Source organism: Paraburkholderia sp. SIMBA_027 (genome assembly GCF_046535315.1).
Classification (GTDB): domain Bacteria; phylum Pseudomonadota; class Gammaproteobacteria; order Burkholderiales; family Burkholderiaceae; genus Paraburkholderia; species Paraburkholderia tropica.
In genome coordinates this window covers 288,205-304,982 of sequence record NZ_JAWRWY010000006.1, presented here as the reverse complement: position 1 = coordinate 304,982, position 16,778 = coordinate 288,205, and the positions used below count along the sequence as shown (strand labels likewise).

The 16,778-nt window shown below is 65.0% G+C and carries 14 protein-coding genes and 1 tRNA gene; 8 read left to right on the top strand and 7 right to left on the bottom strand.

Translation table 11 applies throughout. The annotated features are described in order from the left end of the window. Positions 1 to 86: 86 nt before the first annotated feature. Entirely contained in the window at positions 87 to 1,607 is a 1,521-nt protein-coding gene (adh, locus tag SB764_RS14020) for an aldehyde dehydrogenase (protein WP_074982907.1), read from the bottom strand. 422 nt (positions 1,608 to 2,029) lie between these two features. On the opposite strand from adh, the gene SB764_RS14015 reads away from it, so the two are divergent. Then, positions 2,030 to 2,230, top strand: coding sequence for a hypothetical protein (locus SB764_RS14015; RefSeq protein ID WP_065061815.1), 201 nt, complete (start codon positions 2,030 to 2,032; stop codon positions 2,228 to 2,230). Positions 2,231 to 2,262: 32 nt separating this feature from the next. Here SB764_RS14015 and SB764_RS14010 read toward each other — a convergent pair whose 3' ends face one another. Continuing rightward, the gene (locus tag SB764_RS14010) at positions 2,263 to 2,580 is read right to left on the bottom strand and encodes a hypothetical protein (protein WP_074982909.1); all 318 of its coding nucleotides are present in this window, start codon (positions 2,578 to 2,580) and stop codon (positions 2,263 to 2,265) included. Positions 2,581 to 2,821: 241 nt separating this feature from the next. Between SB764_RS14010 and SB764_RS14005 the strand changes: the two genes are divergently transcribed. Next, positions 2,822 to 3,103 (top strand): hypothetical protein, encoded by a 282-nt coding sequence (locus SB764_RS14005; RefSeq protein ID WP_410863823.1) that lies wholly within the window; start codon positions 2,822 to 2,824, stop codon positions 3,101 to 3,103. A 108-nt stretch (positions 3,104 to 3,211) separates the two neighbouring features. On the opposite strand, the gene SB764_RS14000 is transcribed toward SB764_RS14005, so the two are convergent. After that, positions 3,212 to 3,287, bottom strand: a tRNA-Lys gene (locus SB764_RS14000). A gap of 307 nt (positions 3,288 to 3,594) precedes the next feature. On the opposite strand from SB764_RS14000, the gene SB764_RS13995 reads away from it, so the two are divergent. Then, on the top strand, positions 3,595 to 3,999 hold the full coding sequence (locus SB764_RS13995; RefSeq protein WP_065061818.1) for a PaaI family thioesterase: 405 nt from the start codon (positions 3,595 to 3,597) through the stop codon (positions 3,997 to 3,999). A 38-nt stretch (positions 4,000 to 4,037) separates the two neighbouring features. Continuing rightward, positions 4,038 to 4,931: a patatin-like phospholipase family protein gene (locus SB764_RS13990; RefSeq protein ID WP_410863821.1), complete on the top strand. Its 894-nt coding sequence runs from the start codon at positions 4,038 to 4,040 to the stop codon at positions 4,929 to 4,931. 84 nt (positions 4,932 to 5,015) lie between these two features. Here SB764_RS13990 and SB764_RS13985 read toward each other — a convergent pair whose 3' ends face one another. After that, the gene (locus SB764_RS13985; RefSeq protein ID WP_065061820.1) at positions 5,016 to 6,029 is read right to left on the bottom strand and encodes a D-2-hydroxyacid dehydrogenase family protein; all 1,014 of its coding nucleotides are present in this window, start codon (positions 6,027 to 6,029) and stop codon (positions 5,016 to 5,018) included. Positions 6,030 to 6,449: 420 nt separating this feature from the next. On the opposite strand from SB764_RS13985, the gene SB764_RS13980 reads away from it, so the two are divergent. Together SB764_RS13980 and SB764_RS13975 are read left to right on the top strand one after the other, a co-directional pair. Next, positions 6,450 to 8,300 carry a phosphoenolpyruvate carboxykinase (GTP) gene (locus SB764_RS13980; RefSeq protein ID WP_410863819.1) on the top strand — a complete coding sequence of 617 codons (1,851 nt, stop codon included), beginning with the start codon at positions 6,450 to 6,452 and terminating at the stop codon, positions 8,298 to 8,300. Positions 8,301 to 8,675: 375 nt separating this feature from the next. Next, entirely contained in the window at positions 8,676 to 9,788 is a 1,113-nt protein-coding gene (locus SB764_RS13975; RefSeq protein WP_065061822.1) for a LysR family transcriptional regulator, read from the top strand. A gap of 165 nt (positions 9,789 to 9,953) precedes the next feature. Here SB764_RS13975 and SB764_RS13970 read toward each other — a convergent pair whose 3' ends face one another. The 3 genes from SB764_RS13970 to dprA form a co-directional block, all read right to left on the bottom strand. Continuing rightward, positions 9,954 to 12,596: a DNA topoisomerase III gene (locus SB764_RS13970; protein WP_065061823.1), complete on the bottom strand. Its 2,643-nt coding sequence runs from the start codon at positions 12,594 to 12,596 to the stop codon at positions 9,954 to 9,956. A gap of 376 nt (positions 12,597 to 12,972) precedes the next feature. Beyond that, positions 12,973 to 13,350 carry a thioredoxin family protein gene (locus SB764_RS13965; protein WP_410863817.1) on the bottom strand — a complete coding sequence of 126 codons (378 nt, stop codon included), beginning with the start codon at positions 13,348 to 13,350 and terminating at the stop codon, positions 12,973 to 12,975. 79 nt (positions 13,351 to 13,429) lie between these two features. Next, positions 13,430 to 14,611, bottom strand: coding sequence for a DNA-processing protein DprA (gene dprA / locus SB764_RS13960; protein WP_410863815.1), 1,182 nt, complete (start codon positions 14,609 to 14,611; stop codon positions 13,430 to 13,432). A 490-nt stretch (positions 14,612 to 15,101) separates the two neighbouring features. Here dprA and def point away from each other — a divergent pair, with 490 nt between their 5' ends. Both def and fmt read left to right on the top strand, forming a co-directional pair. Beyond that, the gene (gene def, locus SB764_RS13955) at positions 15,102 to 15,605 is read left to right on the top strand and encodes a peptide deformylase (protein WP_065061825.1); all 504 of its coding nucleotides are present in this window, start codon (positions 15,102 to 15,104) and stop codon (positions 15,603 to 15,605) included. 56 nt (positions 15,606 to 15,661) lie between these two features. Next, the gene (fmt, locus tag SB764_RS13950; protein WP_065061826.1) at positions 15,662 to 16,660 is read left to right on the top strand and encodes a methionyl-tRNA formyltransferase; all 999 of its coding nucleotides are present in this window, start codon (positions 15,662 to 15,664) and stop codon (positions 16,658 to 16,660) included. Positions 16,661 to 16,778 lie beyond the last annotated feature (118 nt).

Genomic DNA, 16,778 nt, shown 5'->3' with positions numbered 1-16,778 from the left:
AAAAAGACGCTCGCCGGAACGCCCCACACGGCGCCCGGCGAGCCGGTACAACACCCGCAATCGATCAGAAGAAGATCACACGCCCATCAGAAGAAACCCAGCGGCTGGTCGCTATAGCTGACGAGCAGGTTCTTCGTCTGCTGATAGTGATCGAGCATCATCTTGTGGTTCTCGCGGCCGATGCCCGACTGCTTGTAGCCGCCGAACGCCGCGTGTGCCGGATACGCGTGATAGCAGTTCGTCCACACGCGCCCGGCCTGGATCTCGCGACCGAAGCGATATGCGCGCGTGCCGTCACGCGTCCACACGCCCGCGCCGAGGCCGTAGAGCGTGTCGTTGGCGATCTCCAGCGCTTCCTCTTCGGTCTTGAACGTCGTCACCGAAACGACCGGCCCGAAGATCTCTTCCTGGAAGATGCGCATCTTGTTGTGGCCGCGGAACACGGTCGGCTTCACGTAGTAGCCCGCGCCGAGTTCGCCGGCCAGCGCGTTGCGTTCGCCGCCAATCAGGCATTGCGCGCCTTCCTGCTTGCCGAGGTCGATGTACGAGAGGATCTTCTCCAGCTGTTCCTGCGAGGCCTGCGCGCCGATCATCGTCTTCGTGTCGAGCGGATGGCCTTGCTGGATCGCCGCCACGCGCTTGAGCGCGCGCTCCATGAAGCGGTCGTAGATCTTTTCGTCGATCAGCACGCGCGACGGGCAGGTACACACTTCGCCCTGATTGAGCGCGAACATCGCGAAGCCTTCGAGCGCCTTGTCGAAATAGCTGTCGTCGTGATCGAGCACGTCGGCGAAGAAAATGTTCGGGCTCTTGCCGCCCAGTTCCAGCGTCACGGGAATGATGTTCTGGCTCGCGTACTGCATGATCAGGCGGCCCGTCGTCGTTTCGCCGGTGAAGGCGATCTTGGCGATGCGCTTGTTCGAGGCGAGCGGCTTGCCTGCTTCGAGGCCGAAGCCGTTCACGATGTTGAGCACGCCCGGCGGCAGCAGATCCTGAATGATCTCGGCGAACACGAGCATCGAGGCGGGCGTCTGCTCGGCGGGTTTGAGCACGACGCAGTTGCCGGCCGCGAGCGCGGGCGCGAGCTTCCAGGCGGCCATCAGGATCGGGAAATTCCACGGGATGATCTGGCCGACCACGCCGAGCGGTTCATGGAAGTGATAGGCGACCGTGTCGTGATCGATTTCGGAGATGCCGCCTTCCTGCGAGCGCACGCAGCTCGCGAAATAGCGGAAGTGATCGGCGGAGAGCGGAATGTCGGCGGCCAGCGTTTCGCGCAGCGGCTTGCCGTTGTCGATGGTTTCGGCCACGGCGAGCTTGTGCAGGTTCTGCTCGATGCGGTCGGCGATGCGATTGAGGATGTTGGCGCGCTCGGTCGACGAGGTCTTGCCCCAGGCGGTCTTGGCTTTGTGTGCGGCGTCGAGCGCCAGCTCGACGTCGGCTTCGCGCGAGCGCGGAATCGACGTGAACGGATGGCCGGTGATCGGCGAGATGTCGTCGAAATACTCGCCGCCCAGCGGCGCGACCCACTCGCCGCCGATGAAGTTGCCGTATTGCTTCTTGTACGGGAACTCGGTCGTCAGGAACTGCATGTCCGCGTGATTCATCTACGTGCTCCTCGTTTTGTCTGTGTCGATATGGGTGGGCGCGTCAGGCCGAGACCGCGCAACCGGTGCTCGTCAATGCCAGAAGCGTGCCAATCGCGGATCGAGAGGAGCGCGGGCGCGAGGCGAAGGGGCGTGCAGGGCCGCTGCGGCGCGCGGACGCATGCGGCCCGGTCTGTGCGGGGCGCGGAGCCTGAACGGCTTAGCGAGACAGGCGAGGGCGCCGGTGCGGCCACATTGCGCCGCCACGGCACAGCAAAGCGCAGAAGGACGCGCACGCGTTGCTCAAAAACTGAACAACGCGCGGGAAAACGAGCGAGGGTGAAGAAAACGCGAGGAAAGGATGGCGGAAAGCGCGACGAATTGCGGCGCGCGGGGCCCGCATGCTGTAGGCTTTGCAGCCGTAACAGCAAGGAGAATCTGCAATGTCTGAAACTGAATCGTTCGTCTGCCGCAATCAGTCCTGCGGCACGCCCTGGGAACAAAGCGAAGTGGTCATCAAGAACGAGGGCCAGGGTCCGTTGTTCCGTTGCCCACTGTGCGGCGCCCGCAACTATCTGGAGCAATTCGAGGACGACGAAGGCAACGTCGTCTACGAACAGGTCGACGGCAAGCCGTTCCTGTGAGCCTGTGAGCGGACGCGCGCCTCAGAAGTCCCTCAGAGAATTTCCGAGGCCAGCGAAATGCCGAAAATGATGCCGCCGACGAGACCCAGCGCGCGGCCCACGAGCAACAGGTTCAGATCTTCGTCGAGCAGGCCCGGATCGCGCCGTTCTCGCAGCAGCGTGCGATGCAGAATCGGGCGCGGGAACAGCAGCAGGGCGGACAGGGCGGCGGGCACGGCAAGCCGTACGGCCGCGCCATAGCCCCGGTCCGACGGAAAGTCGAGCCAGACCATCAGCACGACGAGCGCGGCGGTGAGAATGCCGCCGATGACCGCGCCGGCGACGAGTTTGTCGGTTGGATGCCCGTGCATGGCAATCACCTCTGGAGTGTTTTTCGATCACTCCATGATCTGATGCAGGTCAGAAAAACCCTATCGGATCAGTCTTAAAACGCGCGCGGCACGGCGCGTCGGGCCTGAGCATCGCGCGTGCCCGTCGATGCGTTCTGGCTGGATTTTCGCCCTATCCAATCGGGTAGGCTGGCGTCGCGCCCCGGTCGTCCTACAGTTACGTCATACGATAAGAAACACTGTCGGAAACGGGGAGTTCGCCATGACATTCGTTGAACAGGAAATCGCGCATATCGCGCGCGTGATGCCGGCGTCGCTATCGAGCGACTTCGAAGAGCCGATCATGGACGCCGACTACTGGCGCAAACGGCTGCACGCCTTGCTCAAGCAAAACCATCTGTCTCACGTTCAGCTCGCTACGGTCGACACGCTGCTGCGTCAGCTCGACGGTTTCGAGTCGCTCGGCCGCTGGCTGCCCCAGCCGCCGCGCTCCGTGCGTTTTTCGATGAAAGTGAGAGATCGCAGCGCCGACGTGCTGGTTTGAGCGGCGAAAGCGCAGCGCCACCGCTGCGCAGACAAGCGCGCGCAGGAAAAACGGCGGGAGAAATGCAAAAAGCCCGGTCAGAAGACCGGGCTTTTCACATGAATTGGCTGGTGGGGCGTGAGTGACTCGAACACTCGACCTACGGATTAAGAGTCCGCTGCTCTACCAACTGAGCTAACGCCCCCAACAGAAGAAAGATTATGCCCTGCCTTTTGAGTCTTGGCAAGTCCTTTTCGCAAATTTCCCAAAAAAGTTGCTGGCGGCCTGGAACGGCAAGCTGGCGCGTCGCGGCAGCTCGGTCGCCTTATCTTCAATATCAACAGGACGCGGTACCACCCGGTATCATGTGGCCACGCTGGCGGGTCCGCGCTTCGGATCGCTTCCGATCGTTTCGGGCCGCGAGCCGGCGTGCCGCGCGCTACCCGCCGGGTCCGTCGCCACGAGGACATCCGCCACGCGGCACGCACTCCATAAAAGGCACAAGAGAGACGATGGACGACAAGGCAATCGACGCGCTGCTCGAGCGCGTGCTGGCGCCGTGGGTGAAGGCGCTCGGGTTGAAGCCGCTCGACGTGACGGAAGACAGCGCCACGCTGCGGCTGCCGTTTTCCGGCGAGCTGCGCCACGCGGGCGGCGTGATCTGCGGCCAGGTGTTCATGGCGGCCGCCGACACGGCGATGATCGTGGCGATCTCGGCGGCGCTCGGCGAATTCAAACCGATGACCACGGTCGCACTCAACACCAACTTCATGCGCGCGGTGCGCAAGGGCGACGTGAAGATCACGGCGCGCGTGCTGCGCATGGGCCGCAATCTGGTGTTCGGCGAAATAGAACTCTATGACGAAGACGGCCGGATGGCCGTTCACGCGACCTCGACTTACGCGCTGCTCGACTAAGCTGTCGCATTCAGGACGAATCGAAGGAAAGAGGGCGCATGTTCGATCAGGTTGTCTTTGCCGGCGGCGGCAACCGCTGCTGGTGGCAGGCGGGTTTCTGGGACGTCGTCCAGCCGAAGCTGGATCTGCGCCCGCGCGTCATCACGGGCATTTCGGCGGGCGCGGCCACCGCGTGCATGATCTACACGCGCGATTCGCAGTGGGTCATGCGCTATTACGAGGAAGCGCTCAAGCACAACAAGCGCAACGCGTACTGGGGCAACCTGCTGCGCGGCGAGTCGGTGTTTCCGCACTACCGCATCTATCGTCAGGCGCTGCTCGACATCTACGGGCCGCGTTTCGAGAAGCTCCAGGACGCGCCCGAGATCCGCATTGGCGTGTCGCATCTGCCGCGCTGGCTCGGCGCGCGCAGCGCGGTGGCGGCAGGGCTCATCGCGTACAACATCGAAAAGCACATCCGCAAGACGCTGCATCCCACGCTTGGGCGCAAGCTCGGTTTTCATCCGGAATTCGTGACGGCGCAGGCTTGCCAGAGCGTCGACGATCTCGCCGACCTCGTGCTGCAATCGTCGTGCACGCCGCCTTTTACGCCGGTGCTGCGCCGAAACGGTCGCGCCGTGCTCGACGGCGGCATGGTCGACAACGTGCCCGTCGGCGCGCTCGACGACACGCCCGGGCGCGTGCTGGTGATGGTCACGCGGCTGTATCCGCGTCCGCAGATGTTCGTGGTGAAGCACCGCACGGGCGGCGACGGCGGCCGGCCCGGCGAGCAGCTGCGCCTCTATGTGCAGCCGACCGCGAAGGTGCCGATTTCGAGCTGGGACTACACGAGCCCGCAGCAGATGCAGCACGCCTGGAACCTCGGCGCCGAAGACGGCGAGCGTTTTCTCGCGCGTCTGCCGGAGATGTTCGAGGCGGCCTCGCACGTCTGAGCCGCATCGCGCGGCGCGCGCATCGACGCAAAAAAGGCGGCCTGATGGCCGCCTTTTTGTTGGCTACGCGCGCAGCTTGCCGCCTTACTTGCGGCGACCGCCTTGCAGCGCTTCCGGATTCGCGACGTGCGAGAGATCGCCCGCATCGAACGACAGGATGTTGCGGAAGGCCGCGCCGAAATACAGCTCGTAGCTTTCGCGCTCCACATAGCCGATGTGCGGCGTGCAAATCACGTTTTCCATACGCAGCAGGCTGTAGCCCTGCAGGATCGGCTCGCTCTCGAACACGTCGATCGCGACCATGCCCGGCCGGTTGTGCGCGAGCGCGCCGAGCAGCGCGTTCTCTTCGAGCAGTTCGGCGCGGCTCGTGTTGACGAGCAGCGACGTCGGCTTCATGCGCAACAGGTCTTCCTGCTTGACGATGCCGCGCGTGTCGTCGTGCAGACGCAGATGCAGCGAGAGGATGTCGCTTTCCTCGAACAGCGCCTCGCGGCTGGCGGCGGCTTCGTAGCCGTCGGCGCGCGCGGCTTCGAGCGAATGCTCGCGGCCCCAGATGATCACGCGCATGCCGAACGCCTTGCCGTAACCGGCGACCAGGCGGCCGATCTTGCCGTAGCCCCAGATGCCGAGCGTCTGGCCGCGCAGCACCTGGCCGAGACCGAAGTTCGGCGGCATCGCCGAGGTCTTCAGGCCCGACTGCTGCCACGCGCCCTGCTTGAGGTTGGCGACATACTGCGGAATGCGCCGCTGCGCCGCCATGATCAGCGCCCAGGTGAGTTCGGCGGGCGCGACCGGCGAACCGGTGCCTTCGAGCACGGCGATGCCGCGTTCGGTACAGGCTTCGATATCGATGTGCGGACCGGCCTTGCCCGTCTGGCTGATCATGCGCAGATGCGGGAGTTTGTCGAGCAGTTGCGAGGAGATGCGCGTACGTTCGCGAATCAGCACGAGTGCTTCGACTTCCGAGAGGCGGCTCGCGAGCTGACCGAGCCCGCGCACGGTGTTGTTGAAGACCTTGACCTCGTGATCGGCAAGCAGCTGGAAGCAGTCGAGCTTGCGGACGGCGTCCTGGTAGTCGTCAAGGATGGCAATTTTCATGGCGGCAAAAGTGATAGGCAGCGCACCGTACGTGGCGCGACTCGATGTTCATCTGGTGGTTATCCCACTATGCAGCGTTTGGCAGGCTGGTATGAATACGGGGTCGCCTCACGTTGCATCGGCCGCAACGAAGAAATAGCGCTCGCGGGTACCGCAATTGCTGTTTCGTTCGATGGCGCTCAATGCGGCTGCACGAGGTTTGAACGAGAATTTTTCCCCTTTTATCAGCTTGTCGGGTCGCCATGCAAGCCGCTTTACAGACGGTTGCGAACCCCTGCTGATTGGGCCTTGACGACCTGCACAACTGCGCGGACCGCAGCCCCGGTTTCGCCGTTGAATCGCTTAAAAAAAGTGCCTCTCGCACGCAGCGTCGAAAAGGGCCTGAAACGATTTTTTATCAGCCCCTATGGAGACTTTTCGATGAATCATCCCGACTTCCCCGCCCAGGCCGCCATGCAGGCGCCGTCCTGGGTCCGACACCGGAAACTGGTGGAATGGGTCAAGCAGATCGCCGCGCACACGCAGCCCGAACGCATCGTCTGGTGCGACGGCTCGCAGGAGGAATACGACCGCCTGTGTCAGCAGATGGTCGACGCGGGCACGATGCGCCGCCTCAATCCGCAGAAGCGCCCCAACTCGTATCTGGCCTGCTCCGATCCCTCGGACGTGGCGCGCGTCGAGGATCGCACCTTCATCTGCTCGCAGAAGAAAGAAGACGCCGGCCCGACCAATAACTGGATCGCGCCCGCCGAAATGCGCTCGACGCTCGACGGCCTGTTCGCCGGCTCGATGCGCGGCCGCACGATGTACGTCGTGCCGTTCTCGATGGGGCCGCTCGGCTCGCCGATCGCGCATATCGGCGTCGAACTCTCCGATAGCCCCTACGTGGCCGTCAACATGCGCATCATGACGCGCATGGGCCGCGCGGTGTACGACGTGCTGGGCGAAGACGGCCCGTTCGTGCCCTGCGTGCACACCGTGGGCGCGCCGCTGGCGGCGGGCGAGCAGGACGTGCCGTGGCCGTGCAACAAGACCAAGTACATCGTCCATTTCCCGGAAACGCGCGAGATCTGGAGCTATGGTTCGGGCTACGGCGGCAATGCGCTGCTCGGCAAGAAGTGCTTTGCGCTGCGCATCGCTTCGACGATGGGCCGCGACGAAGGCTGGCTCGCCGAGCACATGCTGATTCTCGGCGTGAAATCGCCGGAAGGGCGCAAGTACCACGTCGCGGCGGCGTTCCCGTCGGCGTGCGGCAAGACCAACTTCGCCATGCTGATTCCGCCGGCCGCCATGAACGGCTGGGAAATCAGCACCATCGGCGACGATATCGCCTGGATCAAGCCGGGCGCGGACGGCCGCCTCTACGCGATCAACCCGGAAGCGGGCTACTTCGGCGTGGCGCCGGGCACGAGCGAGAAGACCAACTTCAACGCCATGGCGACGCTCAAGGAGAACGTGATCTTCACGAATGTCGCGCTCACCGATGACGGCGACGTCTGGTGGGAAGGCATGACCGACACGCCGCCCGCGCATCTGATCGACTGGCAGGGCCAGGACTGGACGCCGGCCATTGCGAAGGAAACGGGCCGCAAGGCCGCGCATCCGAACGCGCGCTTCACGGCGCCCGCGTCGCAATGTCCGTCGATCGACGCCGAATGGGAGAACCCGAAGGGCGTCGCCATCGACGCGTTCGTGTTCGGCGGCCGCCGCTCGACCACCGTGCCGCTCGTGACCGAGGCGCGCGACTGGACCGAAGGCGTCTACATGGCCGCGACGATGGGCTCGGAAACCACGGCGGCGGCGGCAGGGCAGCAGGGCGTGGTGCGCCGCGATCCGTTCGCCATGCTGCCGTTCTGCGGCTACAACATGGCCGACTACTTCGGCCACTGGCTGAAGGTGGGCGGCCGCCTCGAACAGCTCGGCGCGACGCTGCCGCGCATCTTCTGCGTGAACTGGTTCCGCAAGGGCGACGACGGCAAGTTCGTGTGGCCGGGCTTCGGCGAGAACACGCGCGTGCTCGAATGGATGGTGCGCCGTATCGAAGGTCAGGGCGAGGGCGAAGCGCACGCGTTCGGCGTGTCGCCGCGTTATGGCGATCTCGACTGGCGCGGCCTGAACTTCACGCCCGAGCAGTTCGCGCAGGTGATTTCGGTCGACGCCGACGCCTGGCGCGCGGAGCTGGCCCTGCATTCGGAGCTGTTCGACACGCTTGCGCAAGGTTTGCCGCCGTCGCTGCGCGACACGCGTGCGGATCTGGAAAGCCGCCTTTGAACGGCGTTTTTCGATGAATGTGAGCGCTCACTATCGGTGTGAGCGGGTATGAGCGCTCGAATTGAACAAAAAGATCGCCTGCGGGCGATCTTTTTATTTGGGGTCGCACTTAGTTAGTGGAAAAAGGCGGGCAAAAATCTGCTCTCAAACGCGTGTTCTGTTCACGATGATCCGGGCTTTTCGCTGCGATGCAGAAAATTGTTTCGAAGCGGGAAACAATAGCGGCTGTGATACTGCGTAAACAGTGACAGTAGCGAAAATTTCGAAGAAATTCAGTGCTTCTTAGGCAACTTCTGCACGATTTCTCATGTCGTAGGAGAATTCGTGGTTTCCTCCGTCGGATTCCGACGGACAGTAACAGGCAGGAGTTGTCTCATGGATCATTTGCAGTCGATGCGAGTTTTCGTCAAAGTGGCCGACCTCGGCAGTTTTGCCCGGGCCGCTTCCGCGATGGATATCTCGAATGCGGTTGCGACGCGTCACGTGGCGGACCTCGAAGGTCGTCTTGGCACGCGTTTGCTCAACCGCACGACCCGCAGTCTTTCCCTCACCGAGTCCGGTCAGGTCTATCTCGAACGCGCCCGCCAGATTCTCGACGAGCTCGAAGATGTGGAGCAGATGGTGGTGGCGCGCAACCACGAACCCGTCGGCACCTTGCGCATCGTGGCGCCGGTGGTGTTCGGGCTGCACAATCTCGCGCCCGTGCTGCAGACCTACACGCAGCGCTATCCGCAAGTCATTCCCGATGTCACGCTGGTCGACCGCCAGGTCGATCTGGTCGAAGAAGGCTTCGATCTCGGCGTCGTGACCGCGCGCCAGATGCGCAGCGCGAGCATCGTGACGCGTCGTCTCACGACGGGCTGCATGACCGTGTGCGCGACGCCCGCGTATCTGGAAAAGCACGGCACGCCCACGCGTCCCGAGCACCTGATGGAGCATCCGTCGCTGTCGCTGCCTTCGGAATACTGGGGCGACGAGCGCGTGTTCACCGGTCCGGAAGGCGAAGTGCGCGTGCGCCCGAGCAACGTGATCGTCGCGAACAATACCGAAATGCTGCGCCAGTTCGCGCTGCTCGGCATGGGCATCGCGATTCTGCCGAGCTACCTGATCGGCCGCGACATGACGCGCGGACGCCTCGTGCGCCTGCTCGGCGACTACCGTCTCCCGCAGGTCGAGATCAACGTCGCATACCCGAGCCGCCGCCATCTGCCGGCCAAGGTGCGTACGTTCATCGACCATCTGGTGGAGCATTTCAGCCAGACGCCGAACAGCCAGCTCGGCGAACAGTGGGTCAAGGACGGTCTCGCGCGCCCGGCAAACGCCCGCAACGGCGCGCCGGAAGCCTTCGATGGTGCAGAGCCGATTTCGGATCTGCTCGACGGTTCGCGCGGCGCGGAAGGCGAGCACAACGGCGCGGAAGAGCGCGCGCCGAAGGCGGGCCGCGCATCCGCCGGCCGCACGCGTTCTTCGGCGATTTCGCCGCTTTAATTCGCGTTTGGGGTCGATCGTCGCATGATTGCGGCGATCGATTCAGGCGATAAAAAAGGCGCAGCTTCGTGAGAAGCTGCGCCTTTTTTGCTGGGCGATGCGTCGAACGACGCCGCGCGCCGCTTGCCTGAATGGCGCACGGCGCGCGCGATGCGCGCCTAAGACTTAAGAACCCGTCTTGCGCGCGGCGGTTTTCTTCGCCGCGGTCTTGCGCGCAGGCGCGGTCTTCGCAGCCGCCGTCTTGCGTGCCGGCTTCGCAGTGGCTTCCGCGCCTTCGGCTGCGTCGTTGGCGGCGTCGGCGCTCGCGGTGGACTTCTTCGCCGCGGTCTTGGCCGCCGTCTTCGCGCTCGGTTCCTTCTTCTCGAACTCGAAGCCGATCTTGCCGTCGGGCTGCTTCACGAGGAACGCCTTGAAGTTACGCCCCGTGCGCGATGACTTGAAGTTCGTCAGCAGGTCCGTGCGGCCTTCGGACAGCAGCTTGGCCATCTGCTCGCGCGCGATCTCCTGCTGGAGAATCACCTTGCCCGAACGGAAGTCGCAGGTCTTCGGATTCGCCACCGAGTTTTCGCAGACATAGCTCATGCCGTGCTCGAACACGCGGCCCTTGCACTTCGGACACGCGCCCACGGCCTCCTGCTGCGAGAAGTCGGGCGCTTCGCCGTCTTCCGTGCCCTGATCCTGACCGAAGTCGAATTCGAGCTTGTAGTTCTTGATCTCGTCGTCGAACGACAGCTTGAGGATCGCCGAGAACGGACGGCCCATCTTGCTGCGGAAGCCCGAAAGCGGACCGATCGTCTTGTTCTGCAGCAGTTCCTCGACTTCGGGAATCTCGAACTGACGGCCGCCCGGAATCTTCGAAATCGAGAATTCGCACTTCGTACACGCGAAGCGTCGGTAGTTTTCCTTCACCTGACCGCCGCAATTCGGACACGGCGTTTCCAGCGTGGCGTAGTCGCCCGGAATGGTGTCCGAATCGTATTCCTTCGCGCGCTTGACGATGGTCTGCGTCATGCGGGCGATTTCCTGCATGAACGCGTCGCGCGGGAGCTTGCCGCGCTCCATCTGCGAAAGCTTGTATTCCCACTCGCCCGTGAGTTCCGGCGCGGTCAGTTCTTCCACGCCGAGGCCGCGCAGCAGCGTCATCAGCTGGAATGCCTTGGCCGTGGGAATCAGCTCGCGGCCTTCGCGCACGAGATACTTTTCGCCGAGCAGACCTTCGATGATCGCCGCGCGCGTGGCCGGCGTGCCGAGCCCCTTGGCGGCCATCGCCTCGCGCAGTTCTTCGTCGTCGACGAGCTTGCCCGCGCCTTCCATCGCCGAGAGCAGCGTCGCTTCGTTGTAGCGCGCGGGCGGCTTGGTCACGAGCTGGTGCGCGGCGATCTTGTCGGTCTTGACCTTCTCGTCCTTCTGCACCGGCACGAGGTTCGCGTCTTCGCCGCTCGTGTCGCGGCCATAGATCTGCAGCCAGCCCGGCTCGACCATCACCTTGCCTTCGGTCTTGAAGTGATGACCGGCGACTTCGGTGATACGCGTGGTCACGCGGTACTCGGCCGCCGGGAAGAACACGGCGAGGAAGCGCTTGACGACGAGGTCGTACAGCTTCTGCTCCGGCTCCGACAGATTCTTCGGCGCCTGCAGCGTCGGGATGATTGCAAAGTGGTCGCTGATCTTCGAATTGTCGAAGATGCGCTTGTTCGGCTTCACCCAGCCCTTGTCGAGCGCCTGCTTGGCGAACGGCAGATAGTTGTTGCTCTCCTTGAGCATCTCCATCGTCTCTTTCACGGTGCTGAGGTAGTCCTCAGGCAGCGCGCGCGAGTCGGTACGCGGATAGGTGAGCACCTTGTGCTTTTCGTACAGCGCCTGGGCGAGACCGAGCGTGTTCTTGGCCGAAAAGCCGAAGCGGCCGTTGGCTTCGCGCTGCAGGCTCGTCAGGTCGAAAAGCGCGGGCGAGAGCTGCGTGGACGGCTTCGATTCTTCCGTGACCGTGCCTTCGCGGCCATGGCAGGCGGCGACGATGGTTTCGGCGGCCGGCACGCTCCAGAGACGCGAATCGCGCTTTTCCGGATCGTGCTCGTCCTTCTTGAATTTCGGGTCGTACCAGCGGCCTTCGTAGAAGCCGCCCGCGCAGACGAATTCGGCGCGCACTTCCCAATAATCGCGCGGCACGAAACGGCGGATTTTCTCTTCACGTTCGACGACGATCGAGAGCGTTGGCGTCTGAACGCGACCGACCGTGGTCAGAAAGAAACCGCCGCCCTTGCTGTTGAAGGCCGTCATGGCGCGCGTGCCGTTAATGCCGACGAGCCAGTCGGCTTCCGAGCGGCAGCGCGCGGCGTCGGCCAGCGGCAGCATGTCGTCGTCGCTGCGCAGGTTCGCGAAGCCGTCGCGGATTGCCTGCTGCGTCATGGACTGGAGCCAGAGGCGCTGCACGGGCTGCTTCGCCTTCGCGTGTTGCGCGATCAGGCGGAAGATCAGCTCGCCCTCGCGCCCCGCGTCGCAGGCGTTGATCAGCTTCGTGACGTCCTTGCGCTTGAGCAGCTTCGTGAGCACCTTGAGCCGCGATTCGCTCTTGGCGATCGGGTTCAGGTCGAAATGGGGCGGGATGACGGGCAGGTTCGCGAAGCTCCATTTGCCTCGCTTGACCTCGTACTCCTCGGGTGCGGCGATTTCCAGCAGATGGCCGACCGCCGACGAGAGCACGTAGTCGTCGCTCTCGTAGTACTCGTCATGCTTGGTAAATCCGCCCAGAGCGCGCGCGATGTCGTTCGCGACGGATGGCTTCTCGGCGATGATCAGAGCTTTGGACATGACTGATTGTGTGTGGGTGTATCCGGTGGGCGCCCCGTCTATGCCATGTGACTCGCGGTGGCGGGGCCGTCGCGCCCTTGGGGCGCCTCGTTAACGACCGCTTTATAGCACATGGCGCGGCGGTGGCGATTTTCGTGTCATCGGTGCGTGCTGTCCGCGCGCCGCTGGCTGCGGCTTTTTCGGGCGCCAATCATAAGGGCGCGGCGCGGCGGCGAGCAAGCTGGCAGTAAGGCGGCGGCGCGGCGCATGCGGTCAAGCTGCGCGGGCGCAAGCTCAAGATCACGCTCAAGCGCGCGACCCGGCGGCGTAGCGCCCGGCTAGCGGGGTGCGATCAACATGTGTGCGTGCCGACTGCGGTTGGACGGCAGCGTTCGCGTCACGCTTCGAGCAGCGCTGGGCGCAGCTTCGGCGCGTCGGCGACGCCCGGCAGCGCGGTGAGGTCGGCGAGCATGCGCTCGACCACCGCGCCATGCGGCATCACCGTGCCGAAGAAGCGCGTGGCGTTGCCGTCTTCGATCAGGATAGTCGGGAAATTCTCCACGTCGAGGTCGTCGAAGCGGTCGGCGTGGGTTTCGATATCGATGTACGCGAAGCAGATGTCGGGATGCGCGTCGGCGATGCGGTCAAAGGTCGCCCGATAGTCGCGACAGGTGCCGCACCACTCGGCGCACAGACACGCGACGAACAGCGTCTCGCGGTCGGCGACGCGCTCGGCGATCTGGTCGGCGTCGGTGTCGAGGTCAAGCGCGGGCATGGTCGTTCCTTGCGTTCTCTTCTATATAGAGGCAATGCGTGGGGCGGTGCATTTGGCGCGAATGTAACACGGCGCGCCGCTAGCAGTGGGACGCCCGGGCGAACCAGCCGCCGGGCAGCGCGCTCACGTGGCCGGCCAGTTCGAGCCGCAGCAGCGTGGCCTGGAGCACCGCTTCGGCCATGTCGGTGCGCTGCGCGAGAATTTCAAGCGTGGCGGGCGCGTGACCGATTGCGACGAGCACGGCCTGGGCTTCTTTATCGTCGAGACGATTGGGCGCGGGCGGGCGGCCTGGCGGGGTGTCGAGCGGCAGGGCGATCTGGCTGGCAGCGCTTGCCGTTCGCGGATGCGTGGTTTCGTTCGAGTGCTGTTCTTGCCTTCCGTGCCGTGCGCGCTTCTGGGCGGGAGCTATCGCGACTGTTGCCGCCGCCGGCGCTGCGAAACCCAGCGCTTCGAGCACCTCCTCGGGCGTTTCGACCAGTTGCGCTCCCTGCTTGATGAGCCGATGACACCCGCGCGCCAGCGGCGCGTGAATCGAGCCGGGCAGTGCGAACACGTCGCGGCCCATCTCGTTGGCGAGCCGCGCCGTAATGAGCGAGCCCGAGCGCATGGCGGCTTCCATCACGATCACGCCTTCGACGAGCGCCGCGATCACGCCGTTGCGCTGCGGGAAGTTGGCCGAGCGCGCGGGCGTGCCGAGCGGCCATTCGGAGACGATCGCGCCGCGCGCGGCGATCTGCGTGGCGAGCGCGTGGTGCGCGGACGGATAGACGAGGTCGGCGCCCGTGCCGATCACGGCGACGGTGCCGCCGCGTTCGTCGAGCGCGCCGCGATGTGCGGCTCCGTCCACACCGAGTGCGAGGCCCGAGACGACGGTCACGCCCGCCGCCGCGAGCGTGCGGGCGAAGCGCGCCGCGTCCTCGACGGCCTGCGGTGTGGCGCTGCGGCTGCCCACCACCGCGACGCTGCGCGCATGCAGCAGGTCGAGCCGCCCTTTCACGTAGAGCAGCGGCGGCGGATCGGTCATCGCCAGCAAGCGCGGCGGATAGGCGGCGTCTGCGAGCGTCACGAGCGCGTTGCCGGGCTGCGCGCACCAGTCGCGCACCGCGTCGGCCTGTGGCGCGAACCCGGGTGGCGGTGCGGCGAGCGCGGCTTGTGCCGCCACGCTGCCCGCGACGGCTGCAAGCGCACTGAAGGATTGCGCGAGCACCTGTTGCGGCAACCCGAACGCGCCCAGCAATGCGCGCAGCGCGGCGGGCTTCAAGCCGCGTGCACAGGCGAGACGCAGCCAGGCGTGGAGTTCGTCCGATGCCAGCGGCAGCGGAGCCGGCGGCGGTGGCGCGAGCGACTGAGGACGCGACTGAGGACGTGACTCGGGAAGCGACGGCGGAAGCAACGGCGGAAGCAACGGCGGAACGAGCATGGGCGATTCTCCCGTGGGCGGGCGAAGCGCAGCCCGTCGTGTTAAAATTTTCACCATCCGAAATTTGTTGGCGGCGCTCGTTGAGGTACGCACCGAGGCGCTGCTGCAACGCGCCGCAGCGAGGCATTGCCCTTGCGCGGCCGCGTTGGCCCGTGCGAGTGCGCGAGTGGCACGGAGCCGGCTGCCCGAGGCGGCCGGCGCGTTGAATCCGGCCGTTTTGTCCGTATATCCTCCGTATCCTGTACTGGGCCCGCAAGCTGGCCGAACGGCCAGTCCGCGCGCGATCCGCAACATCGGCGCGGCCTGCCGCCCAACGAGAAACCGTGAAATCATGGCTCTACTGAATATTCTTCATTACCCGGACAAGCGCCTGCACAAGGTCGCCAAGCCGGTCGAAGCGGTCAACGACCGCATCCGCAAGCTCGTCGCCGACATGGCCGAGACGATGTACGCAGCGCCCGGCGTTGGCCTCGCCGCCACCCAGGTGGACGTGCACGAGCGCGTCGTGGTGATCGACGTGTCCGACGCGCACGACGAACTGCAGGTGTTCATCAACCCGGAAATCGTCTGGTCGAGCAACGAGCGCGAAGTGCACGAAGAGGGCTGCCTCTCGGTGCCGGGCATCTACGACGAAGTCGAGCGCGCGGAGAAAGTGCGCGTGCGCGCCCTCAACGAGAAGGGCGAGAGCTACGAAGTCGACTGCGAAGGCCTGCTCGCCGTGTGCATCCAGCACGAAATGGATCACCTGATGGGCAAGGTGTTCGTGGAATACCTTTCGTCGCTCAAGCAGACGCGCATCAAGAGCAAGATGAAGAAGCTCGAACGCGCCATGTAAGCGCCGCGCACGCCAGCCGTGCGCCTCACTGTTTCACCCCGTATTCGCTTGTGCCCATGAGCCACTCTCTTCGCGTGATCTTCGCCGGTACGCCGGAATTCGCCGCCGCGGCGCTCGCCGCCATTCACGAGGCGGGCTTTCCCGTGCCGCTCGTGCTGACCCAGCCCGATCGTCCTGCCGGACGCGGCATGAAACTCCAGGCGAGCCCGGTCAAGCGTTACGCGCAGGAGCACGGCATTGCCGTGGCACAGCCCACTTCGCTGCGCCGCGCGGGCAAGTACCCGCAGGAGGCCGCCGAGGCCATCGACCTGCTGCGCGCCACGCCGCACGACGTCATGGTGGTGGCGGCTTACGGCCTGATCCTGCCGCAGGAAGTGCTCGACATTCCGACGGACGGCTGCATCAACATTCACGCTTCGATCCTGCCGCGCTGGCGCGGCGCCGCGCCGATCCATCGCGCGATCGAGGCCGGCGACGCCGAAACCGGCATCACGCTGATGCAGATGGACGCGGGCCTCGACACCGGTCCGATGATCTCGGAAGTGCGCACGCCGATCACGCCCACCGACACCACGGCGACGCTGCACGACCGCCTCGCGAATCTGGGCGCGCAACTCGTGGTGGATTGGCTCACGCAGCTCGAACGCACCGGCCAGTTGCCGCTCACGCCGCAGCCCACCGACGGCGTGACCTACGCCGAGAAGATCGGCAAGCAGGAAGCCGCGCTCGATTTCCGCCGCCCCGCCCTCGCGCTCGCGCGCCAGATTCGCGCGTTCGATCCGTTCCCGGGCGGCGCGGCCACGCTCGACGGCGCGCAGCTCAAGCTGTGGGCCGCCGAACCGGCCGCTGGCGTGACGCTGCCCGAAGGCGCCGCGCCGGGCCAGATTCTCGAAGTCTCGCCCACGGGCGTGGTGGTGGCGTGCGGCGAGGGCGCATTGCGCCTCACGCAGTTGCAAAAGCCGGGCGGCAAGCGCCTGCCCGCGCGCGAATTCCTGGCCGGCATGCCGCTTTCGGCAGGCCAGCGTTTCGCGTTGCCCGACGAATCCGCAGCGTAAATCCAGGCGCGTTCGCGCGCCAGTCATCCGTTCGGCCAGGTGTCGCGCGCCATGCGGTGCGCGTTAGAATCGGTGGGTTGCTTCGAGGCCCGGTCGCGTCTCGATCGAGCCCCGCGCG